This is a genomic window from Roseomonas gilardii subsp. gilardii (genome assembly GCF_023078375.1).
Lineage (GTDB): Bacteria > Pseudomonadota > Alphaproteobacteria > Acetobacterales > Acetobacteraceae > Roseomonas > Roseomonas gilardii.
In genome coordinates, this window is record NZ_CP095554.1 from 3,092,501 (window position 1) to 3,111,282 (window position 18,782).

Below are 18,782 nucleotides of genomic sequence, written 5' to 3' on the forward strand. Positions count from 1 at the left end.
CTCTCGCCCCACCCCACCATCCCGCCCGGCACATCCGCCGGCCCGGGATGCGCTCTATGTGCCCGGCTCCGGCAGGCCGCAACACCGGCTCAGGCGGCGTTGGACAGGCTCTGCAACTGCATCCGGAAGCTGTCGGAGATATGCCGCCCCAGACGCTCCGCCAGTGGCACGCTGTGCCGCACCCGCATCGCCACCTCGAAATCCGGCAGGCGCGGCAGCCCATCCTCCTCGCCCAGCACGCGCAGCCCGGCTGGCAGCATCCCCGATAGCCCCATGGTCACCGCGAGGCCCGCCAGGGCGATGGCATGCGTGCCGGTTTGCGAGGCCGAATGATAGGCCATGCGCCAGGGCAGGTCCGAATCATTCAGCGCCTTGACCGCCGCACGGCTCCAGGGGCAGTCCTCGACGCATAGCGCCACCGGCAGGGGGCGCCGCAGATGCACGGGCAGGTCCGTCGCCCCCACCCAGTGCAGAGGCCCGCGCCAGAGGCGCTCGGACAGCACGCCCGGCGCCTCGTTGCCGGCGGAGAAGAGGGTCAGGTCCAATTCTCCCGCGTCGAAGCAGCGCAGGAGGTCGGTGCTGGGCAGGCAGACGATCTCGATCTCCACCGCCGGATGCGACTGGGCGAAGCGTGACAGGATCTCCGGCAGCCAGATCAGCGCATAGTCGTCCGGTGAGCCCAGCCGCACTCGTCCCGCCAGCTCCGGCGTGCGGAAGCCGGCCACGATCTCGTCATTCAGTTCCAGCAGACGCCGCGCCCGGTCCAGCAGCCAGGCACCATGCTGCGTCGGCAGGAAGCCGCGCGGCCCGCGCGCCAGCAGGGGCTGCCCCAGCAGTTCCTCCAGCCGGCGCATCTGCATGGAGACGGCGGATTGCGTGCGGCCCACGGACTGGGCGGCACGTGTGACGCTGCCACCTTCGGCCACCAGCACGAAGGAGCGCAGCAGGTCGGGATCGATCCCGGGCGGCAGGCCGAACATGGACATCAATATCCTTGATGCGGAACGTCAAAACAACTCGTTTCCTTCAAGCGCCGGGATGGAACATATGGAGGTCGTCCAACACGGGAACGACCTCCATGTCCGCCCATCTCGCACGCAACAGCTTCGCCACCGGTGCCTGCACGGCCGCCGCCCGCGGCCGGGGCTCCGTGCAACCGGGGGCGCGGCCAGGTGTCATCCGGAATGCCATGGCCTTCCTGGCACGCGCCTGCCATGCCATCGAAAGCCGCCGCTATCTGGCCGAGATGGATGATCGCATGCTGTCCGATATCGGCATCAGCCGTAGCGAGGCTCTGACCGAAGCCGCGCGTCCGGCCTGGGATCTGGAGCCGCGCCGCCGCGGCTGACCCACCCGGCGATCCCGCACCGGATCGGGATCGCCGCTTTCTGCCCCCCACCGATTCCGCCATGCTTGACCCGAATCTGCCGTTCAAGCGAACATAAAGGGAACAATAACCCCGGAGTCGGTACCCTTGTCCATGAGCCCCCCGATGGACAGGCCCACCCTCCTCGCCGCCCTGCGTGCCCGTGTGTCGCGCATGGAGCGCGCGGGGGCGGCCGAGGCCCTGGCCCGGCAGCAGGATCGCGGGAATGGCGCGGCCATCTCCTTGACCCCGGCAATCGATGCCGCCCTCCCTGGCAGTGCCGGCCTGCCCCGCGCCGCGCTGCACGAGATCCTGCAGAGCAGTTCGGGCGCCGCCACCGGCTTTGCCGCCCTGCTCCTGGCACGCAGCGGCGGCACGGTGTTCTGGATCGCCCCCTCCCCCGATGCCTGGCCGCCCGGCCTGTCCCGCTTCGGCCTGCCGCATGCGCGGCTGATCCTGGTGCGGGCGGAGCAGGCGGTGGATGCCCTCTGGGCCGCCGAGGAAGCGCTGCGCTGCCCGGCCGTCGGTGGCGTGCTGCTCGCCGGCCACCGGCCGGACGACACCGCCGCCCGCCGCCTGCAGCTCGCGGCCGAGACCGGCGGCGGCATCGGCCTGCTGCTGCACGAGGATACGGAGGAAGCGGGCCCCGGCATGGCCCTCACCCGCTGGCGCGTGTCCGGCCGGGCCGGCACCGGCCTGTCGCGGCATGACCTGGGCGACCCGCAATGGCGGCTGGAGCTGCTGCGTGCCCGGAACGCCCGCCCCGCCCGCTGGGATGTCGCCTGGCGCCCGGCCAGCGAAACGCTGATCCCCGAGAACCTTTCCGAGAAGGATGCGGTATGCGACGACGTGCCTGCCGCCCGCCTTGCCTGAAACCGGGGGCCACGGAACCGCCCAGCCTCGCCGCCGATGCGGCACAGGGAGAGGAGACGGACTCCCTCCCCGCAACCCGGCGTTTCCTGGCGCCGCACCTGCCGCGCCTCGCCACCGAGCGGCTGGAGCGCGAGGACAGCGGCGCCGTCCCGATCCCGCACCTGATCGTGCGGCGGCTGGAGGATCATTCCGCGATGCTGGACGGGCTGCACCGGCTCGACCTGCCCGGCGGGCGCGGCGATCCGCGGCTGCCCGCCCCGCCAGCATCCCTCCCCCGGGCCATCCCCCGTTTGGGCCGCTCGCGGGATTTCCACTGAAAAACCCGACCGCGAGACCCGAAAGCTGTTTGAGATCGGTTCTCATCTGGCCCAAGCTGCCTCTCCGCGACGCGCAGGAGGCCGAGATGGCGACTCAAGGACTGCCCAGCTGGCCCTGGCTCGGAATCGCGCCGGAGGAATTGCCGGAACCGGAGGCCGTGCTGCTGGACGCCATCCGGCGCTGGTCGGAGGCCGCCCGGCAAGGGGGGATGCCCGCCATGGCGATGCAGGCGCCGCTGGCGACGCTCGGGATCGGCGCGGCACGGGACGATCTGGACAAGGCGCTGCGCCAGCTCGGCGCCCCGTCCGGGATGGGCTGCCTGCTCAGCCCCCGGGTCCTGCCGGGCGAGGCGACGCTGCTGCTGGCCCTTGCCCTGGCGCAGCGCGGCTCGCGGCGGGAGGCGCTGGCGATCTTCCTGCGCCTGGCACCCATGCCCCGGGCCGGCGCGGCCCTGGCCGCCGCCGTGGCGCTCGGGCAGATCCTGCGGCATGCCGGGCTGCGCCTGACGCATCCGATGCGGCGCGCGACAGCCGGCCCCGCCGGGCGGGGCCGGATGGGCTGATCCCCGTCAGCCCCAGCGGCGCGGCTGGCCGCAATCCAGGTGCACGAAGCCGTCGCGGCGGTACAGGCCGACGCCGCCCATCTGCATCTCCGCCGCCAGCCGCGCCATGGCATAGGAATCGCGGTCCGGCAGGCGCACATCCGCCGCCATGCCGGACATGTGCAGCGAGGCGGTGGACACGCGGCGCGACTGCCGCGCCAGGTTGGCGTTGCGCTCCGGCGCCCGGTAGCCGCTGATCACCTGGAAGGGCTCGCTGGAATCCATCTGCTGCGCCACCGCATGCAGCACGTCGAAGAGGCGCGGGTCCATCGGCGTCACCTCCTCGGTCGGCAGGTCGCGCAGCACATAGTCCAGTTTCTGCAGTGCGGTGCGGACGTAGCGGCCATTCTCCCAGTACACGCCCTCGAACTGGTCGTCCGTCTCGGCATAGGCGCGCTGGATGCGCAGCACGCGCGGCGGGCCGGAATCGGCCAGCACGGGCGTGGCGACGGTGGCGCAGGCAAGGCCGCCCAGCGCGGCGCGGATCACCTCCCGCCGGCGGAAGGCGGGGCTGCGGGCCTCGTCCACGCAGCAGGGGCAGTCGAGGCGCGGGCGATGGCTCATCGGGCGGCCGCCACGCGCGGGGTGCTGCGGTCCATCTCCCGCGCATAGGCGGCGTCGAGGCCGTAGATGTCGGGGCGCAGTCGCAGACGCCCTTCCTCCACCACGGCGGTCGTATAGACCAGCCGCACCGGGATGGATCGCTTCAGGGGCACGTTGATCGTCTGCCGGGTGTCGAAGGTGCGCTGCATGCGCTCCCGGTCCCAGCCCATGCCATCCATGGCAAGGTCGAGAAGTTCCATGGGTCGCTCCAGTCGGATGCAGCCGGACGAGAAGGCGCGGTCGGGCCGGTTGAAGGCCCAGCGGTCCGGCGTGTCGTGCAGGTAGATGTCGTCGTTGTTGGGCATGATGAATTTCAGCCGTCCGAGCGCGCTGGAATCCCCGGCATCCTGGCGCACCGAATAGGGGAAGTTGTCGGGCCGGATATGGGCCCAGTCGACCGTGGTCGGATCGACCTCCACGCGCTCCCCGCCGATCGTGGTGAAGAGGCGGAAGCCCTTGGCCACCATCGCCTTGGGGTCGCGCCGGAACTTCGGCAGCAGGTCCTCGCGCGCGTTGCGCGCGGGCACGCCCCAGGGCGGGTTGAACTGCACCGTGGTCATCGAGACCCGCAGCAGCGGCGTGGCGCGGTCGGGGCGGCCGACCACCACATTCATCCGCGACAGGGTCCGGTTCCCCTCCAGCACGAAGAGCCGGAAATCGGGGATGTTCACCTCGATCCGGCGGCCCGCGGGCGGGCGCGGCGCGGCGCGGCGCATGTCCAGCGCGACGCGGAGCTGGTCCACCCGCTGCGAGGCCGGGCGGTTGAGCTGTGCCAGGGTGATCGGCCCGAGGCGGCCATCGGCCTCCAGCCCCTGTTCCTCCTGCCAGCGGCGCAGGGCGGCGGCCAGCGCCTCGTCATAGACCTCGCCCGTCCCTTCCACTGGCGCGGTGGCCAGCACCGGGTCCACCACGGCGAGCCGTGCCCGCAGCGCCGGTACGCGCTGCGCGTCGCTGGCGCCGGGATCGAGCGTGCCGCCGCCCGGGACGCGGGGCCAGCCACCTGCCGCGACGATGGCGCGCGCCTTGGCCAGTTCGGCCTTCAGGAGCGCAGCCTCGGGATGCACGAGGGCCGCCCGGTCGATCACCGAGGCCGGATCGGCGGCGCCCAGCAGGTCCAACTGCCAGCGCGGCATCGGGATGACGGCGGGGTCGCGCAGGATGTCGGGGCGGTTGGTGGGCAGGCGCAGCCGCCCCAGCAGGAGATCGGACAGCGCGGCCGAGGCGGCGCGCATCAGCCCCGGCGCCTGGGCGGCGGGATCGGCGGCGACGGCAGCCTCGGTGGGAATGGCGTAGTCGGCGGGGTTGAGCCCGTCTTCCTCCAGCCGGTGCAGGCGCTCCGCCAGGCGCTGCAATGCGGCCGGCGCGGCATGGCTCACCGCGGCCGAGGCCGGATAGCCGCCCAGCCTTCCCCCGGCGCCAGCAACGGCATGGCACTGCCCATGAGAGCCAGGGAGAAATCGCGTCGGCGCATGTCCAGGGGATAGCCGGGCCGGGCCGGGCCTGCCAAGCCGGAGACTTCCGCGGCGACGCAGCGGAAACATGACGCAACATGGCGGGCCGCTGCCGGAGTCCTTTAGCCGCGCCCTCGCATCAGGCGGACCGGCCCGGCTTCATCCGACCCAGAGGAAGATCAGCCAGGTCAGGAAGGCCATCACCGCCAGCGCGTAAAGCAGGGCCCGGGCGATGCCGAACCACTCGCTGCGCGGGTCCGGCGCCCCTTCCTCGGGGTGATAGGACGGCCGCGGCGTGAGCGGGTCGGCCGGCCTGGGCAGGGCTTCCGGTGTCGCCATCCCATCGGTGGCATCGTCCGGATCAGGCTGGCCGAGCGGTGCCAGGCCGTCCTTGTGTGAGATCGCGTCGCTCACCGTCCTGATCCTCAATCTGACCCCGATCCTCGTTCGGGAACGGGCCGTGGACGGGATGGTGCCACAAGTTTTTCACGCCATCATCCTTTATCGGTCCAGCGGCTAAATTTCCGATGGCGGTCGAATAACTTGAATCAACCGTTCAGGGGGATCCGGCGCGTATTCATCCCATGCGCCGGAAATTTTCCCACGCCGTTCCCCCCGCCGGCGCTGGCGCGCCTCGGAGGAGACGGAATAGATTTCGCTGCGCTGCGGAAGGATTCTCCCTTCGCAGGGAACGAGATTGCGCCGTGACCTGGTCCATTGTCGCGCACGACCCGCATCGGAAGACCTTCGCCGTGGCCGTGACCACCTGCAATCTCGCCGTGGGGGCCTCCTGCCCTTTCGTGCGGGCGGGGGTCGGGGCGGTGTCCACGCAGTCCTTCACCAACCGCTATCTCGGCCCCGCCGTGCTGGACGGGATCCAGGCCGGGCTGCATCCGGCCGCCGCGATCGAGCAGGCGCTGGCCGGGGATGACGGGCGGGAGCTGCGCCAGATCCATGCTGTGGACCGCCAGGGTCGCGTGGCTGCCTGGACCGGGCGGCACTGCGTCGCCTGGGCAGGGCATAACGGGGCGCCGCACGTGTCCTTCGCCGGCAACATGCTGGCGGGACCGGCGGTGCTGCAGGACACCGAGGCCGCCTTCACCGTGCATGGCAGCCTGTCCCTGCCCCGCCGGCTGGTGCAGGCCCTGATGGCTGGCGAGGCTGCGGGCGGCGACCGGCGCGGCCGCCAGTCCGCCGCCCTGATGATGGTGTCCACCGAGGATTTCCCGGACCTGGACCTCCGGGTGGACGACCATGTGGAACCGCTGACGGAGTTGCGGCGGCTGCTCGGCCTCTGGGAGCGCCAGCGCGAGCCGCATCTCGCCGACGCGCCGCGCAAGGCCAATCCGGCCGGCCTGACTGATCTCGACACGATCGAGGCCCGCTGGATCGAACGCGGCCTGGACCTGCGCTTTCCACGCTGAGCGGCACGGTCATTGCCGGCCGCCGCCTTCCGGTTGTAGCTTCGTTCCGCTCTGGCGGAGCTGAACGGGTCCCGGACCCGGAAAACTACTTGCCCCGTGACGGGGCGGCTCCCTGCCATAAGGCACCGCGCAGGCCCGGCACCCGACGTCCCGGGATGCGCCTGCCCTTTCCTTCGGGGCAATCCAGATGACGGAACGATCCTCCTTTCTTCCGGTGGCCGCGGCCTACGACCTCTGGGCCGGGACCTATGACACGCAGGACAACCCGATGGTCTTCGGGGCCAGCCGGATCGTGGAAGGACTCGCCGGCGAGGTCCGGGGCCGCGACGTGGTGGAGTTCGGCTGCGGCACCGGCCGCAACCTGGCGCGGCTGCGGGCCGGGGGCGCGGCGGGGCTGACCGGGCTCGACCTGTCCGCCGGGATGCTGGAGCAGGCGCGCCAACGCAGCCCGGATGTCCACCTGCTGCGCCATGACATGAGCCAGCCGGTGGCGCTGCCGGATGCCTCGGCGGATCTGGCCCTGTTCTGCCTGTCGCTGGAACACATGGCCGATCTCCTGCCACCCTTGCGGGAAGCACGCCGCCTGCTGCGCCCGCGAGGGGAGATCCGGATCGTCGAGATCCATCCCTTCCTTTCGCTCGGCGGGACCAGCGCGCATTTCCAGGCTGGCGGGCGGGAGATCCACATGCCAACAGTGGCACATGGCTTCGCCGATTATCTGAACACCTTCACGGCGCTGGGCCTCCGCCCGCTGGCCTGCCGGGAATGGCGGCCGCGCGACTTCGGCGGAGCACTGCCGGAGCGGGTGCTCAAGCGAGGGCCGGATCACCCGCTGCTGGTGGAATTCCAGCTAGGCCACTGAGCCCGCCACCCGTCTCCAGGGTTTCCCGGATCGTGGTGGCCAGGCCCTTGAACTCGCTGGCGCGCGGGGAGCGGGCCCGCCAGGCCAGGCCCAGCATCCGGCCTGGCGCATCCTCGACCGGGCGCAGTTCCACATTCGCCCCGGCCAGCACGCCGCCCTCCACCGCCAGCCGGGGCAGCAGCGTGACGCCGAGCCCGCCGGCCACCATCTGCACCAGCGTGTGCAGCGTGGTGGCGGCGAAGCTGTCGCCGCCGGTCGGTCCCGGCAGGTTGCAGGCGGCCAGGGCATGCTCCCGCAGGCAATGGCCGTCCTCCAGCAACAGCAGCCTGTCGCCGGACAGGGCCGAGGCCGGCAGGGCGTTGCGCGTGGCCAGCCGATGCCCGGGTGGCAAGGCGGCCAGGAACGGGTCCTCCGTCAGCGGCATCACGTCCAGCCGGTCGGCCGAGGCCACGGGCAGCGCCAGGAGCAGCAGGTCGAGTCGCCCCCCTCCAGATCGGCCACCAGATTCTGAGTCAGATCCTCCCGCAGCCAGAGTCGCAGGCGTGGGAAGGCCGCGCGCAGGGCCGGCATCAGCCGTGGCAGCAGGAAAGGCCCCACGGTGGGGATCAGGCCGAAGCGCAGCGGGCCGCTGAGCGGGTCATGCGCCGTGGCCGCGGTTTCCGCCACCGCCGAGAGCGCGGCCAGCGCGTCCCGCGCCCGCTGCACGATCTCGAGGCCCACCTGGGTGAAGGCGGGCCGCTTGGAGGAGCCACGGTCCAGGATCGCCGTGGCGAGCTGCCGCTCCAGGGCGATGATCCCGGCCGAAAGGGTGGACTGGCTGACAGCGCAGGCGGAGGCGGCGCGGCCGAAATGGCCATGATCCGCGAGGGCGGCGAGGTAGCGGAGCTGCTGTGGGCTGGGATAGGCGGTCATCGGCGCAGTCGATCATAAGGGCGAAAACTATTCATTTGAACCCTTGCTGCACCTGCGTCATACCCAGGGCCGGCGCGGGGGCGGAATCAGCCTCCGGCCGGATGGACCGGGTGGGAATCGCCTTCCCGGCCCCCTCCGGACGCGACCGAAATCTTTGGGAAGAGGATCACTGCATGCTGACCGTCGGCGACAAGTTCCCGTCCTTCAAGCTGACCGCCGTGAAGGGTGGCCCCGAGGGGCTGAACATGAACACCGCCTTCACCGAGATCTCCGATGCCTCCGATGCCGGCAAGTGGAAGATCGTCTTCTTCTGGCCGAAGGACTTCACCTTCGTCTGCCCGACGGAGATCGTGGCCTTCGGCAAGCTGAACACGGATTTCAACGACCGTGACGCCGTCGTCTATGGCGTGTCGATCGACAGCGAGTTCGTGCACATGAACTGGCGCACGCACCATGCCGACCTGAAGGATCTGCCCTTCGCCATGCTCGCCGACATCAAGCGCGAGCTGTCGACCGCCTGCGGCATCCTCGACAAGAACGCCGGCGTGGCCCTGCGCGCGACCTTCATCGTGGACCCGGAGGGGATCATTCGCTTCGCCTCCGTCAACGACCTGAATGTCGGCCGCAACCCGCAGGAAGTGCTTCGCGTCCTCGACGCGCTGCAGACGGACGAGCTGTGCCCCTGCAACTGGAAGCAGGGCGAAGAGGTCCTGAAGCCGGCCGCCTGAGGCCCGCTTCCACGGACTGACCGCACTCCGGGGGCTCGCGCCCCCGGGGACGGTGTGCCGAGCCGGCCGTTCCGCGAAACCCGCGGGAACCAGGTGCCTGAACGCCTCCATGAAGGCCGGTTCCGCCCACCGAACACGAACGGAGAGGAGTTCACAGGATGTCGCTCGACGCCCTGCGCAACATGCTGCCCGAATACGCCAAGGACCTGAAGCTGAACCTCGGCTCGCTCGCCGCCGAGACGCTCCTGACGGAGCAGCAGCTGGCCGGTACCTTCATTGCCAGCGCGCTTGCCTCGCGCAACGCCGTGGTGACGAAGAACATCACCGACGAGTTCGGCCCGAAGCTGTCGCCCGAGGCGCTGAACGCGGCCAAGGCGGCGGCGGCGATCATGGGCATGAACAACGTCTATTATCGCTTCACGCATCTGGTGCATGGCGACTACGCCACCATGCCGGCCAAGCTGCGCATGAACGTCATGGCGCGGCCGGGCGTGGAAAAGGTGGATTTCGAGCTCTGGTCGCTCGCCGTCTCCGCCATCAACGGCTGCGGCATGTGCATGGAGAGCCATGAGAAGGTGGTGCGCCAGCACGGCATCACCCAGGAGCAGGTGCAGGCTTCCATCCGCATCGCCTCGGTGGTGCATGCGGTGGCGGCGGTGCTGGATGGCGAGGCCGCGCTGGCGGGCTGACCACCCTTCCCGCCTTCCGGGCGGATCGTCGGGAAATGCCCATGGGGAAAGGCCGGTGCCGGGACCGGTGCCGGCCTTTTTCCGTTCCAGCCTGTCGCCCCGACTCCTTGCCGGGCCGTTTGACCGGGCCGCGCCGCCTCCCCTACACCGGGGGGCGATGGTTCCCTCGCGGATTAAAACGGGAACATGGTGCGAAGCCATGGCTGCCCCCGCAACTGTCAGCGCCGAGCCACCGCCAGAGGCCACCGGGCTCGCCCCCGGGAAGGCGGCGGATGGTGATGACGCGCGAGCCAGGAGACCTGCCATCGGTGACGTCAGCGCGACCACGCCGGACGGGGTGTTCCGGCGGAGAAGAAGGGACGAGGGCCTGCCCCGGGGACGGGATGCGGGCCGGAATGCCTGGCCGCGATGACAGAAGACGTCAGGAGAAGACCCCATGTCCATCAGCGAAGCCACTTCCCGCACCGGGAGCGATGGCCGGCCCTGCCAGCCCCCCGCCTTCCCCTCCTTCCGTGCCGATCATGTCGGCAGCCTGCTGCGCCCCGCCGCACTGCGTGAGGCCCGTCAGGCCCACGCCGAGGGCAGGCTTTCCGCCGAGGCCCTGCGCGCCGTGGAGGACGAGCAGATCGCCCGGGTGGTGGCGAAGCAGGAATCGATCGGCCTGCGCGCCGCCACGGATGGCGAGTACCGCCGTGCCTACTGGCATTACGACTTCCTCGGCGGGCTGGACGGGATCGAGATCTACGAGCCCGAGGACAAGGTCCAGTTCAAGGGCGCGACGCTCGGCCACAAGCTGCGGGTGAATGGCAGGATCGGCTGGAAGCCCAGCATGATCCAGGATTTCCGCTTCACCGCCGGCTGCACCTGCAACGCCATCGCCAAGCAGACCATCCCCTCCCCCAGCGTGGTGCATTTCCGCGGCGGGCGGGAGGCGATCGCGCGCGACGTCTATCCGGACATGGACGGGTTCTTCGACGATCTCGGCCGGACCTATGAGGAGGCGGTGAAGTCCTTCCACGCCGCCGGTTGCCGCTATCTCCAACTCGACGAGGTGAACATCGCCTATCTCTGCGATCCGGAGCAGATCGAGGGGCTGAAGCGGCGTGGCGAGCATGTGGAAGGGCTGCTCGACATCTATGCCGGCATGATCAACCGCGCCACGCGCGCGCGGCCACCCGGCATGGCGATGAGCATGCATCTCTGCCGGGGCAACTTCCAATCCACCTTCGTCGCCTCCGGCGGCTATGAGCCGGTGGCCGAGGTGCTGTTCAACGCCATCGACATCGACGCCTATTTCATGGAGTTCGACGACGAGCGCTCGGGGGGCTTCGAGCCGCTGCGCTTCGTGCCGCGCGGGAAGAAGATCGTCGTGCTGGGAATCGTCACCAGCAAGAACGGCGCGCTGGAAAGCAAGGACGAGCTGAAGCGCCGCATCGACGAGGCCGCGAAGTTCCTGCCGCTGGAGCAGCTCGCCATCAGCCCGCAATGCGGCTTCGCCAGCACCCAGGAGGGGAACAAGCTCTCCGAGGAGCAGCAATGGGCCAAGCTGCGGCTCTGCGCCGAGCTGGCCGAGGAGGTCTGGGGCCGCTGAGGACGGAATAGGGGCGGGGCGTCCGCCCCGCTTTCCTGGAGGCATGGCCGCGAGGGCAACGGTGGGACGCCGGTGGCCATGCCAGACCTGCGGCAAGCGCGGGGCAGCCGGAAACGGGCCAGAGCCGGGCCATGACGCGGCGCGGTGGCTATGTTCCGCTCAAAATTCATGCTTTTCAGGAAGTTCGTGGTGGGCGCGACAGGGATTGAACCTGTGACCTTCCCCGTGTCAGGGGGACGCTCTCCCGCTGAGCTACGCGCCCTCTCGCGGTGTGGCGCCCCTGTATCGCGGCCTGAGGGGTTTAGCAAGATGCCGCGCGTGACGTTCCGCATCGCGGCATGTAAGAAAGCCGGGATGGATCTGCCGCCGCCTGAGAATGTCGCGCCGCTGACCGAGCCGCCCTTCATTCTCTCGCGGCCCGGGCACCAGGCCATTCCGCTGGTTTTCGCCTCGCCGCATTCCGGACGGAACTATCCGCCCGACCTGCTGCGCAGCACGCGGCTGGACCCCCTGACGCTGCGGCGGTCGGAGGACAGCTTCGTGGACCAGATCTTCGCGGCGGCTCCGGATTTCGGTGCTCCGCTCCTCGCCGCGACCTTTCCCCGCGTCTATTGCGACGCGAATCGCGAGCCCTGGGAGCTGGACCCCGGCATGTTCGACGAGCCCCTGCCGGAATGGGTGAACACCGCCTCCCCCCGGGTCGGGGCCGGGCTGGGCACCATCGCCCGCGTCACCGGCACGGGGGAGAATGTCTATGACCGCCGCCTGCGCTTCACCGAGGCGATGGACCGGGTGCAGAACCTGTGGGAGCCCTATCATGGCGCCCTGGCCTCGCTGATCGAGGAGACGCGGCACCGCTTCGGCTGCTGCCTGCTGATCGACTGCCATTCCATGCCCTCCAGCGTTCCCGCCGCGGGGCGCACGGACATGATCCTGGGCGATGCGCATGGCACCGCCTGCTCCCCGCGCGACTCGCGCGGTGGAGGATGTGCTGCTGTCGCTGGGCTATCGCGTCCGGCGGAACGATCCCTATGCCGGCGGCTATGTGACCCGCCATTACGGCCGGCCCCGCCAGCATGTGCATGCGCTGCAGATCGAGATCTCGCGCGGCCTGTACATGGATGAGCGGCGGATCGCCCCCCTGCCCGCCATGGAGACGCTGCGGCAGCGCATGACGACGCTGCTGCAAAGGCTTTCCGAGACGGACTGGAGCTTCCTGGGCCGCTGACCCCCGGCCCGCCCGAAGGGGCCTGCGGTGGTCCAGGCAAAAAGAAAGGCGGTGCCCGAAAGCACCGCCGAGTTTAGGGAGGAAACGTCCAAGAAAGGCAAACAACCGGGAATCACCGTGTTGCTGCACGACGGAAATTAGCCTTCCAAACACCTGTTCGCAAGCATTTTTGCGCGCCGCAGCATGAACCCTGGTCAGACCAGCCACCCGCGCAGCACAAAGCCGGAACGTTGGCCTGTTCCGGGCCTCTGGCGGAGGCTGGAAGTACTGGCACGGACCTCGCTTTTGGATGGCCATGCTCCGCTGCCTGACCTTCCTCCTGATCTTTCTCGCCAGCATGGCGGGAGCCCGGGCCCAATCCCCCGGTCCGTCCCTTGGCCCGTCCCCCTCCACCCTTTGCCGGACCGCGATCGCCTCGGCGGAACGGGAATACGGCCTGCCAACGGGGCTCCTGGCCGCCATCGGGCGGGTGGAATCGGGGCGGCGGGACCAGGAAACCGGCGAGCGCGGCCCCTGGCCCTGGACGATGAATGCGGAAGGGCGCGGCAAGTTTTTCCGCACCAAGGCGGAAGCGGTTGCCGAGGTGCGGCAGCTTCGGGGCGATGGCATGCGGCTGATCGATGTGGGCTGCATGCAGATCAACCTGCACCACCACCCCAATGCCTTCGCCAGCCTGGAGGAAGCCTTCGACCCCCTGGCCAATGCCCGCTACGCCGCCCGCTTCCTGAAGGACCTGAATGCCACGCGCGGGGACTGGATGCGCTCGGCAGCGAACTACCACAGCAACACGCCGGACCGGGCCGCCGCCTATCTCGCGGCGGTGGAGGCACAACTCCCGGAAGCGCGGCGCGAGGCCGGGCTGGCCCCGGCCTGGAATCCCGGCTGGACTCCTTCTGGGCGAATGATGGCCGCCGCGACGCCGCGCCTCACGATGGGCCAACCCATGGGGGGCCAACCCATGGGGGGCCAGCCCGTGGGACGCAGCCTGCCCTTCGGCGGCGTGCCCTATGCCGGGGCGCCGGCGGTGGTGAACCGCGCGCCCCTCGCCGGGGCAGGGCTGGGCGGCGCCACGCCGGGCGGGGCATCCGCTGGGCGCGGGCTGGCCGCCTATCGCGCCATCCCGATCCCGCTGGCCACCCGCATGCCCGCCGCGGGCCGGGGCTGAGCCCGGCCCGGCGTCAGACCACCAGATCGAGCGGCGCAACCGGTTCGCCATGCTCGACGCTGGCGATGTTGCGGTACATGCGGCTGACCGTGGCGGCGAAGTTGTCGCGGGCGGCGGCGCCGATATGCGGCGTGACGATCACGTTCTCCATGTGCAGCAGCGGATGGTCCGCCGGCACCGGCTCGGTCTCGAAGACATCGACGCCCGCGGCCTGGATCTCGCCGGTGCGCAGGGCTTCGACCAGATCGGCTTCCACCACCACGCCGCCACGGGCGACATTGACCAGCACGGCGGTCTTCTTCATCGCCCGGAACTGCGGCGCGGCGAACAGGCCGCGCGTCTGCGGCGTCAGCGCGCAATGCAGCGAGATGATGTCGGATTCCCGCAGCAGCGTCTCGAAGGGCACATGCTCGACGCCGAGTTCCGCCTCCTCCGCCGGGTCCAGCCGGTTCGGCTTGCTGTACAGGACGCGGCAGGAGAAGCCGCGCAGGATGCGCGCCAGGCTCTTGCCGATATAGCCCAGCCCGACGATGCCGACGGTCTTGCCGCTGAGCATGAAGCAGTGCTGCCCCACGGCGCCCTTGAGCCATTCGCCGCGCTCCAGCCCCTTGTGCCCGGGCAGGAGGCCGCGGGCCGTGGCCATCATCATCGCCAGCGCCGTCTCGGCTACCGGCACCGCGTTGCTGCCGGTGGTGCGCATGATGCGGATGCCAAGCTCGCGCGCCGTGTCGAGGTCGAAATTGTCGATGCCGACACCCCATTTGTGGACGCCCTTGAGCTGCTTCGCGGCGCGCATCATCGCGCCGGTCACCGGCACGTCGCCGGAGATCGCATACTCGGCCTCGGCGATCGCGGCGGTCTGGGTCGCCTCGTCCCGCGCCGTGGTGGTGAAGATCGAGAAGCCGGGCGGCAGGAGCTCGTTCAGCGCCTCCATGCGCTGGGGGCTCAGAGGGTCGAGGAACACGATTCGGGCGACCATCGGCAAGGCTCCTGCTCGGGCGGGGGAGCCGGCATTATGCGTCACATCGCCATCGCCGCCAGGGCCGCGCCGCGGATGCGGCCTAGTCGCGCCCGGCTCCGTGCAGCGCGCGCACCATCTCCACCGCGAAGCGCGCGATGTTGCGGCGGAGCTCTTCCTCCTCCTTCGGCTTAGGCTCCGTGATCAGGTGCAGCTTCAGCATGCGCCCCGCCACACCGCTCATGCACAGCGTCTGCTCCTGCCGCTTCTTGCCTGCCTGGAGGTCGAAGGCCTCGCAGGAAATCACCGGCGTGCCACCGGCCACGCCCAGATCGGCATGGCGCTGGCCCAGCAGGCGAAGGCCGCCCTCGCCGCGCTGCAACTCGGCCCGCAGATAGGAGGCTTCGCTGGCGAGTTCCGTCACCAGCACGGCAGAGAAAGGCCCGTCCGGCACCGTCTCCGTGGGCTTGCCATAGAGATAGACGGTGGCGCGGCCGGAAGGCCCGGCATAGCGGGCGACCAGCCCCTCCACCCCCTCGGGGCTGGGAGAGGGCTGCTCGACCTCCTTGCGGCGGAAACCGCCTGCCTCGGCCGGGAGCGCGTTCCAGAGCGTGGCCAGGGGCGGCAGCCGGGAAGGCGCACCCGGTCCGGTGGCGGGGGTCTGCGCGGAAGGGTCCTGGGTCGCCCCCGGGGCCTCGCCCGGCGCGGCATCGCCGGAGACGGCTGCGGGAGCATCCGGGGCCGGCGCCGCCAGGACCGAAGCCGGGGCGGACAGGCAGAGGATTCCCGTCAGCACCCGCGACCAGCCAAGCATGGAAACCTCCGTCACCCGTTTCATCGGGCGCGGAGGTCGCATGCGGGTCCGGTCAGGACAACCGGTTCCAGAGTGTCGTGCTGTAACAGGCCCGCGGACTCAGGCCGCCTTGCGGGGTGCCGCCTGTTCCACCGCGCGCACCACGGCGGCGCAGAAGGCCGGCAGGTCCTTGGGATTGCGGGAGGTGATGAGGTTGCCATCCACCACGCAGGTCTCGTCCACCCATTCCGCCCCGGCATTGCGGAGATCGGTCTTCAGCGAGGGGTAGGAGGTCATCTTCCGCCCCTTCACCGCCCCGGCCTCCACCAGCGTCCAGGGGCCATGGCAGATCGCCGCGACCGGCTTGCCGGCCTGGACGACGCCCTTCACGAAGCTTACCGCCGCCTCGTCCTGGCGCAGCTTGTCGGGGTTGGTGGTGCCACCCGGCAGGACCAGGGCATCGAACCCCTCGGGCTTCGCCGCCGAGACCTCCAGATCCACCCGGATCTTCCCGGAGGGATTCACGTCCCCGTCCATGGCCTGGATTTCCCCGCCCTTCAGGGACACCACCACGACCTCGGCCCCGGCCTCGCGCAGGGCCTTCATGGGTTCGGTCAGCTCCACGCGCTCGACGCCATCCGTCGCCAGGATGGCCACCTTGCGGTTCTTCGCATCCGCCATGGGAATACTCCTCGTCGTTCCGTGGAACCGGAGGCGGGACACCCTGGCCCCATCCTCCGCCTGCCGGGAAAAACGAACGGCATGGCCCAGGGTTGTGGCCCCGGCCATGCCCGGTCCCATGGGTCCGGCCTCAGCCGGTGCGGGCCCGCAGCGCCTGGACGCCCTTCTGCCAGGCGGCCCAGGCCGCATCGGCGGCCTGCCCGGCACGCTCGGCCTCCTGCGAGGCGCGGTTCAACTGGGCACGCGCCTGTTCCCGGGCCTGACCGCTGCGGTCCTCCACCGCCGCGCGGGCACGGGTCAGGGCGGCCTCGGCCAGCCCGGCCTCCCGCGCCGCCGCCTGGAATACGCCCAGCAGGCGGCGCTGCTCCGCCAGGACCTCCACCAGCCCGGAGAGTTCCGCCCGGCCGCTGGCGCCTTCAGGCAGGTCAGCCAGGATCTCGCGCAGGCGTTCCAGCGATCCCATCCCGTTCAGCGCCCCGCCCGGCAGGCGCGGCAGGTCGGCATTCAGGTCCAGGCTGCGCCAGGGCAGCAGCGTGGGATCGCGCCCAGGCCGGGGTCCCAGAGCGGGATGGGCTGGTGCCCGGGCTGGCGGAAGGCGAGGCGCAGGGTGGAGGCGCTCCCATCCAGCACCGCCTCGTGGCGCAGGCTGTCGGCGCCCACCGAGCTGGCCTCGAAAGCCGGTTCCATCTCCGGCCGCCGCCTCAGGTCGATCAGAATCCGGCCCTTGGCGCCATGCGGGTCGATGGCGAAGGCCACTTCCTCGATCCGGTCGAAATCGCGGATCACCCGGTTGCGCTCGAAGCGGATGCCGGTGGAGCGCTCGGTCCGGCTGATGCGGCTGGACAGTTGCACGTCGCGGTCGCGCCCGAAGGCGATGACCCGGCTTTCCCCGGATGGCAGCGTGGCGAGCTGGGCATCGCCCAGGAAGCTGCCCGCCTCCGGCCCAGAGGCCCCATAGATCGTTGCCAACCCGGCCGGCAGGGTGTGGCCGGTGTCGTTGCGCAGGCGCAGAGCCGCCAGCGGGAAGCGGGCCTCGGCATCCTGCACCCACCAGACCCGTTCCGCCGGAAGCCCCGCATCCAGGAAGGGGATGTTCGCCGTTTCGCCGCCACGCAGGCTGAAAGGCTCCGGCAGGGTGAAGGCGATCCGCCCCGGGGCGGGTTCCGCCGTGGCTTCCATCGCGGGAGGAGCCATGGGGGCGGCCTCGGCGGCATCGGCCCGCATGCGATAGGCCGGGTGCGCCGCCATGGCCGCCACAGGAGGTGCCGGCGGCGCGGGCGGTGCCGGCCGGGCACCGGTATCCGGGTCCACCAGCACCGGCGTGGCCCTTGGCACGGGGATCTCCGGCCGGTCCACCAGGATGGGATCGTAGAGGTTCTGGCGATAGGACGCGGCCTCGCCCGAGAGCAGGGCCAGCCGCACGCCGTCCCAGTCGGCGCCGGAGTGGTTCTCCACCACCGCCCAGCCCTGGAGCCGCGCCCTGGCGGCGTCGCCCGTACCGGTGGCCGGGGCCTCGATGCGCCAGGTGGGCTTCCACAGCGGCGCCCCGGCGACATAGCGCAGCGTCACGTCCCGCGCCCGGTCGGCCTGGAGCGCGATCTCGACCTGCCGCTCCTGACCCGTCCCGGCGGCGGCCAGGGCCTCGGCGGCGCGGCGGATTCGGGCAGCCAGGGCGGCGTCGCGCAGCGTGACCTCCACCCCCTCCCCGACCGTGACACCGGCGATGCCCTTCTCCGTCATCAGCGAGACATGCAGGCCCCTCTCATCCTCGCTGGCCCCGGCGAGGCGACCGGCGAGTTCGCCCACCGTCACCTCCTGGCCGCGCAGGGCGTTCAGCAGCGACGCGCGCCCGGCGAAATCCTCCGGCCGCAGCGGCAGGCCCCGCAGCGCCTCCTCCGCCATGTCACGCGCGGGCAGGCGGATGCCCACCACACGCCCGGCGGAGTCGGAGACGGTCAGGCTCTTGAGCAGGTCATCGACGGAATCGACCGGGATGCGGAAGGAGACCCCTTCCCCGGCCTCCAGCCGGCCGGCGCGCTCGTATTGCGCGATCCCGGCGGAGGAGAGCGTCACGGCGCGGACCGGCAGTTCCGCCGCATCCGCGCGCCCATGCTCCGTCGCTGCCAGGGCCAGCAGCGAGCAGGACAGAAGCAGCGGCAGTTTCCGTGGCATGGGGTCCCGGCCTCCTCGAAATTCGCTTTCGGGAAGGCTTAGACTCCATCCTCCCGCCCGGACAGACTTGAAGAACGGCCTCGCCCTCCCTCCGGCCGGAGGGAGGGGCCTCAGAGATGCGGGCCGGAACGGGTCGGCAAATGCAGCAGCCGTGCCGCCAGTTCCGCGAAACGCGCGTCGCGGGCCGAAGCCTCCTTCAAGCGGGCCAGCAGAAGGTTGCGGAAGGCCGGTTCGAACCGGGCCGAGACCTCGGTCAGCCGCGCCCGCATGAAGCGCGTGCGCAGCAGCGCCTGGTCTTCCAGCAGCCGGGACCGGGCCGCTTGCGCCGGTGGAAGTTTCGCAGGGCTCCTCATGGCGCTTTCCTGCC

At 70.7% G+C, this 18,782-nt stretch carries 20 protein-coding genes, 1 tRNA gene, 2 pseudogenes and 1 riboswitch; of the genes and pseudogenes, 11 read left to right on the forward strand and 12 right to left on the reverse strand.

Annotation, left to right across the window (positions count from 1 at the left end; genetic code table 11):
- Window positions 1-89: 89 nt before the first annotated feature.
- Window positions 90-986: a LysR substrate-binding domain-containing protein gene (locus MVG78_RS14165; protein WP_247552491.1), complete on the reverse strand. Its 897-nt coding sequence runs from the start codon at window positions 984-986 to the stop codon at window positions 90-92.
- Between the two features lie 92 nt (window positions 987-1,078).
- Between MVG78_RS14165 and MVG78_RS14170 the strand changes: the two genes are divergently transcribed.
- The 4 genes from MVG78_RS14170 to MVG78_RS14185 all read left to right on the forward strand — a co-directional run bounded on the left by MVG78_RS14170 (window position 1,079) and on the right by MVG78_RS14185 (window position 3,119).
- Entirely contained in the window at window positions 1,079-1,348 is a 270-nt protein-coding gene (locus MVG78_RS14170) for a DUF1127 domain-containing protein (protein WP_247552493.1), read from the forward strand.
- 144 nt (window positions 1,349-1,492) lie between these two features.
- A complete protein-coding gene (locus MVG78_RS14175) occupies window positions 1,493-2,239 on the forward strand; it encodes an ImuA family protein (RefSeq protein ID WP_247552495.1) in 747 nt (248 codons plus the stop codon).
- Window positions 2,206-2,556 carry a hypothetical protein gene (locus MVG78_RS14180; RefSeq protein WP_247552497.1) on the forward strand — a complete coding sequence of 117 codons (351 nt, stop codon included), beginning with the start codon at window positions 2,206-2,208 and terminating at the stop codon, window positions 2,554-2,556. The genes MVG78_RS14175 and MVG78_RS14180 overlap by 34 nt, the downstream gene beginning before the upstream one ends.
- Before the next feature lie 86 nt (window positions 2,557-2,642).
- A complete protein-coding gene (locus MVG78_RS14185; protein WP_247552498.1) occupies window positions 2,643-3,119 on the forward strand; it encodes a hypothetical protein in 477 nt (158 codons plus the stop codon).
- A 6-nt stretch (window positions 3,120-3,125) separates the two neighbouring features.
- Here the strand turns inward: MVG78_RS14185 and MVG78_RS14190 are convergent, their stop codons facing one another.
- The 3 genes from MVG78_RS14190 to MVG78_RS14200 form a co-directional block, all read right to left on the reverse strand.
- On the reverse strand, window positions 3,126-3,722 hold the full coding sequence (locus MVG78_RS14190; protein WP_247552500.1) for a YcbK family protein: 597 nt from the start codon (window positions 3,720-3,722) through the stop codon (window positions 3,126-3,128).
- Complete coding sequence (locus tag MVG78_RS14195) at window positions 3,719-5,137, reverse strand: L,D-transpeptidase family protein (protein WP_247552502.1); 1,419 nt, start codon at window positions 5,135-5,137, stop codon at window positions 3,719-3,721. Before MVG78_RS14195 ends, MVG78_RS14190 begins: the two co-directional genes overlap by 4 nt.
- A gap of 234 nt (window positions 5,138-5,371) precedes the next feature.
- Window positions 5,372-5,626, reverse strand: a complete 255-nt coding sequence (locus MVG78_RS14200; RefSeq protein ID WP_247552504.1) for a hypothetical protein — start codon at window positions 5,624-5,626, stop codon at window positions 5,372-5,374.
- A 290-nt stretch (window positions 5,627-5,916) separates the two neighbouring features.
- Between MVG78_RS14200 and MVG78_RS14205 the strand changes: the two genes are divergently transcribed.
- Together MVG78_RS14205 and MVG78_RS14210 are read left to right on the forward strand one after the other, a co-directional pair.
- Window positions 5,917-6,636 (forward strand): DUF1028 domain-containing protein, encoded by a 720-nt coding sequence (locus tag MVG78_RS14205; protein ID WP_247552506.1) that lies wholly within the window; start codon window positions 5,917-5,919, stop codon window positions 6,634-6,636.
- Window positions 6,637-6,823: 187 nt separating this feature from the next.
- The gene (locus MVG78_RS14210; RefSeq protein ID WP_247552508.1) at window positions 6,824-7,498 is read left to right on the forward strand and encodes a class I SAM-dependent methyltransferase; all 675 of its coding nucleotides are present in this window, start codon (window positions 6,824-6,826) and stop codon (window positions 7,496-7,498) included.
- On the opposite strand, the pseudogene MVG78_RS22095 reads toward MVG78_RS14210, so the two are convergent.
- Window positions 7,446-8,410 (reverse strand): annotated as a pseudogene (locus MVG78_RS22095) (LysR substrate-binding domain-containing protein). The gene MVG78_RS14210 and the pseudogene MVG78_RS22095 sit on opposite strands and share 53 nt — an antisense overlap.
- 173 nt (window positions 8,411-8,583) lie before the next feature.
- On the opposite strand from MVG78_RS22095, the gene MVG78_RS14220 reads away from it, so the two are divergent.
- The 3 genes from MVG78_RS14220 (at window position 8,584) to MVG78_RS14230 (ending at window position 11,418) form a co-directional block, all read left to right on the forward strand.
- The gene (locus tag MVG78_RS14220) at window positions 8,584-9,138 is read left to right on the forward strand and encodes a peroxiredoxin (protein ID WP_247552510.1); all 555 of its coding nucleotides are present in this window, start codon (window positions 8,584-8,586) and stop codon (window positions 9,136-9,138) included.
- Window positions 9,139-9,296: 158 nt separating this feature from the next.
- The gene (ahpD, locus tag MVG78_RS14225; RefSeq protein ID WP_247552512.1) at window positions 9,297-9,827 is read left to right on the forward strand and encodes an alkylhydroperoxidase, AhpD family; all 531 of its coding nucleotides are present in this window, start codon (window positions 9,297-9,299) and stop codon (window positions 9,825-9,827) included.
- Between the two features lie 141 nt (window positions 9,828-9,968).
- A riboswitch (cobalamin riboswitch) is annotated at window positions 9,969-10,148 on the forward strand.
- Window positions 10,149-10,263: 115 nt separating this feature from the next.
- A complete protein-coding gene (locus MVG78_RS14230; RefSeq protein ID WP_247552514.1) occupies window positions 10,264-11,418 on the forward strand; it encodes a 5-methyltetrahydropteroyltriglutamate--homocysteine S-methyltransferase in 1,155 nt (384 codons plus the stop codon).
- Window positions 11,419-11,605: 187 nt separating this feature from the next.
- On the opposite strand, the gene MVG78_RS14235 is transcribed toward MVG78_RS14230, so the two are convergent.
- Window positions 11,606-11,680, reverse strand: a tRNA-Val gene (locus MVG78_RS14235).
- A gap of 92 nt (window positions 11,681-11,772) precedes the next feature.
- Here MVG78_RS14235 and MVG78_RS14240 point away from each other — a divergent pair.
- Window positions 11,773-12,478: pseudogene (locus MVG78_RS14240) on the forward strand (N-formylglutamate amidohydrolase); the annotation flags it as partial.
- Window positions 12,479-12,935: 457 nt separating this feature from the next.
- Entirely contained in the window at window positions 12,936-13,811 is an 876-nt protein-coding gene (locus tag MVG78_RS14245; protein ID WP_247552516.1) for a transglycosylase SLT domain-containing protein, read from the forward strand.
- Between the two features lie 13 nt (window positions 13,812-13,824).
- On the opposite strand, the gene MVG78_RS14250 is transcribed toward MVG78_RS14245, so the two are convergent.
- The 6 genes from MVG78_RS14250 to MVG78_RS14275 all read right to left on the reverse strand — a co-directional run bounded on the left by MVG78_RS14250 (window position 13,825) and on the right by MVG78_RS14275 (window position 18,768).
- Window positions 13,825-14,790, reverse strand: coding sequence for a 2-hydroxyacid dehydrogenase (locus tag MVG78_RS14250; protein ID WP_247552518.1), 966 nt, complete (start codon window positions 14,788-14,790; stop codon window positions 13,825-13,827).
- A gap of 82 nt (window positions 14,791-14,872) precedes the next feature.
- A complete protein-coding gene (locus tag MVG78_RS14255; RefSeq protein WP_247552520.1) occupies window positions 14,873-15,583 on the reverse strand; it encodes a DUF3515 domain-containing protein in 711 nt (236 codons plus the stop codon).
- A gap of 99 nt (window positions 15,584-15,682) precedes the next feature.
- Window positions 15,683-16,243 (reverse strand): type 1 glutamine amidotransferase domain-containing protein, encoded by a 561-nt coding sequence (locus MVG78_RS14260; protein ID WP_247552522.1) that lies wholly within the window; start codon window positions 16,241-16,243, stop codon window positions 15,683-15,685.
- Between the two features lie 130 nt (window positions 16,244-16,373).
- On the reverse strand, window positions 16,374-16,706 hold the full coding sequence (locus MVG78_RS14265; protein ID WP_247552523.1) for a hypothetical protein: 333 nt from the start codon (window positions 16,704-16,706) through the stop codon (window positions 16,374-16,376).
- Window positions 16,707-16,747: 41 nt separating this feature from the next.
- Window positions 16,748-18,415 carry a DUF4139 domain-containing protein gene (locus MVG78_RS14270; RefSeq protein ID WP_247552525.1) on the reverse strand — a complete coding sequence of 556 codons (1,668 nt, stop codon included), beginning with the start codon at window positions 18,413-18,415 and terminating at the stop codon, window positions 16,748-16,750.
- A 110-nt stretch (window positions 18,416-18,525) separates the two neighbouring features.
- Window positions 18,526-18,768, reverse strand: a complete 243-nt coding sequence (locus MVG78_RS14275; RefSeq protein WP_247552527.1) for a hypothetical protein — start codon at window positions 18,766-18,768, stop codon at window positions 18,526-18,528.
- Window positions 18,769-18,782 lie beyond the last annotated feature (14 nt).

What these genes read in the sequence shown, in the direction of transcription:
- MVG78_RS14165 (WP_247552491.1), bottom strand. Translation starts at nt 986, where the DNA reads ATGTCCATGTTCGGCCTGCCGCCCGGGATCGATCCCGACCTGCTGCGC.
- MVG78_RS14170 (WP_247552493.1), top strand. Translation starts at nt 1,079, where the DNA reads ATGTCCGCCCATCTCGCACGCAACAGCTTCGCCACCGGTGCCTGCACG.
- MVG78_RS14175 (WP_247552495.1), top strand. Translation starts at nt 1,493, where the DNA reads ATGGACAGGCCCACCCTCCTCGCCGCCCTGCGTGCCCGTGTGTCGCGC.
- MVG78_RS14180 (WP_247552497.1), top strand. Translation starts at nt 2,206, where the DNA reads ATGCGACGACGTGCCTGCCGCCCGCCTTGCCTGAAACCGGGGGCCACG.
- MVG78_RS14185 (WP_247552498.1), top strand. Translation starts at nt 2,643, where the DNA reads ATGGCGACTCAAGGACTGCCCAGCTGGCCCTGGCTCGGAATCGCGCCG.
- MVG78_RS14190 (WP_247552500.1), bottom strand. Translation starts at nt 3,722, where the DNA reads ATGAGCCATCGCCCGCGCCTCGACTGCCCCTGCTGCGTGGACGAGGCC.
- MVG78_RS14210 (WP_247552508.1), top strand. Translation starts at nt 6,824, where the DNA reads ATGACGGAACGATCCTCCTTTCTTCCGGTGGCCGCGGCCTACGACCTC.
- MVG78_RS14220 (WP_247552510.1), top strand. Translation starts at nt 8,584, where the DNA reads ATGCTGACCGTCGGCGACAAGTTCCCGTCCTTCAAGCTGACCGCCGTG.
- ahpD (WP_247552512.1), top strand. Translation starts at nt 9,297, where the DNA reads ATGTCGCTCGACGCCCTGCGCAACATGCTGCCCGAATACGCCAAGGAC.
- MVG78_RS14230 (WP_247552514.1), top strand. Translation starts at nt 10,264, where the DNA reads ATGTCCATCAGCGAAGCCACTTCCCGCACCGGGAGCGATGGCCGGCCC.
- MVG78_RS14245 (WP_247552516.1), top strand. Translation starts at nt 12,936, where the DNA reads ATGGCCATGCTCCGCTGCCTGACCTTCCTCCTGATCTTTCTCGCCAGC.
- MVG78_RS14250 (WP_247552518.1), bottom strand. Translation starts at nt 14,790, where the DNA reads ATGGTCGCCCGAATCGTGTTCCTCGACCCTCTGAGCCCCCAGCGCATG.
- MVG78_RS14255 (WP_247552520.1), bottom strand. Translation starts at nt 15,583, where the DNA reads ATGCTTGGCTGGTCGCGGGTGCTGACGGGAATCCTCTGCCTGTCCGCC.
- MVG78_RS14260 (WP_247552522.1), bottom strand. Translation starts at nt 16,243, where the DNA reads ATGGCGGATGCGAAGAACCGCAAGGTGGCCATCCTGGCGACGGATGGC.
- MVG78_RS14265 (WP_247552523.1), bottom strand. Translation starts at nt 16,706, where the DNA reads ATGGGATCGCTGGAACGCCTGCGCGAGATCCTGGCTGACCTGCCTGAA.
- MVG78_RS14270 (WP_247552525.1), bottom strand. Translation starts at nt 18,415, where the DNA reads ATGCCACGGAAACTGCCGCTGCTTCTGTCCTGCTCGCTGCTGGCCCTG.
- MVG78_RS14275 (WP_247552527.1), bottom strand. Translation starts at nt 18,768, where the DNA reads ATGAGGAGCCCTGCGAAACTTCCACCGGCGCAAGCGGCCCGGTCCCGG.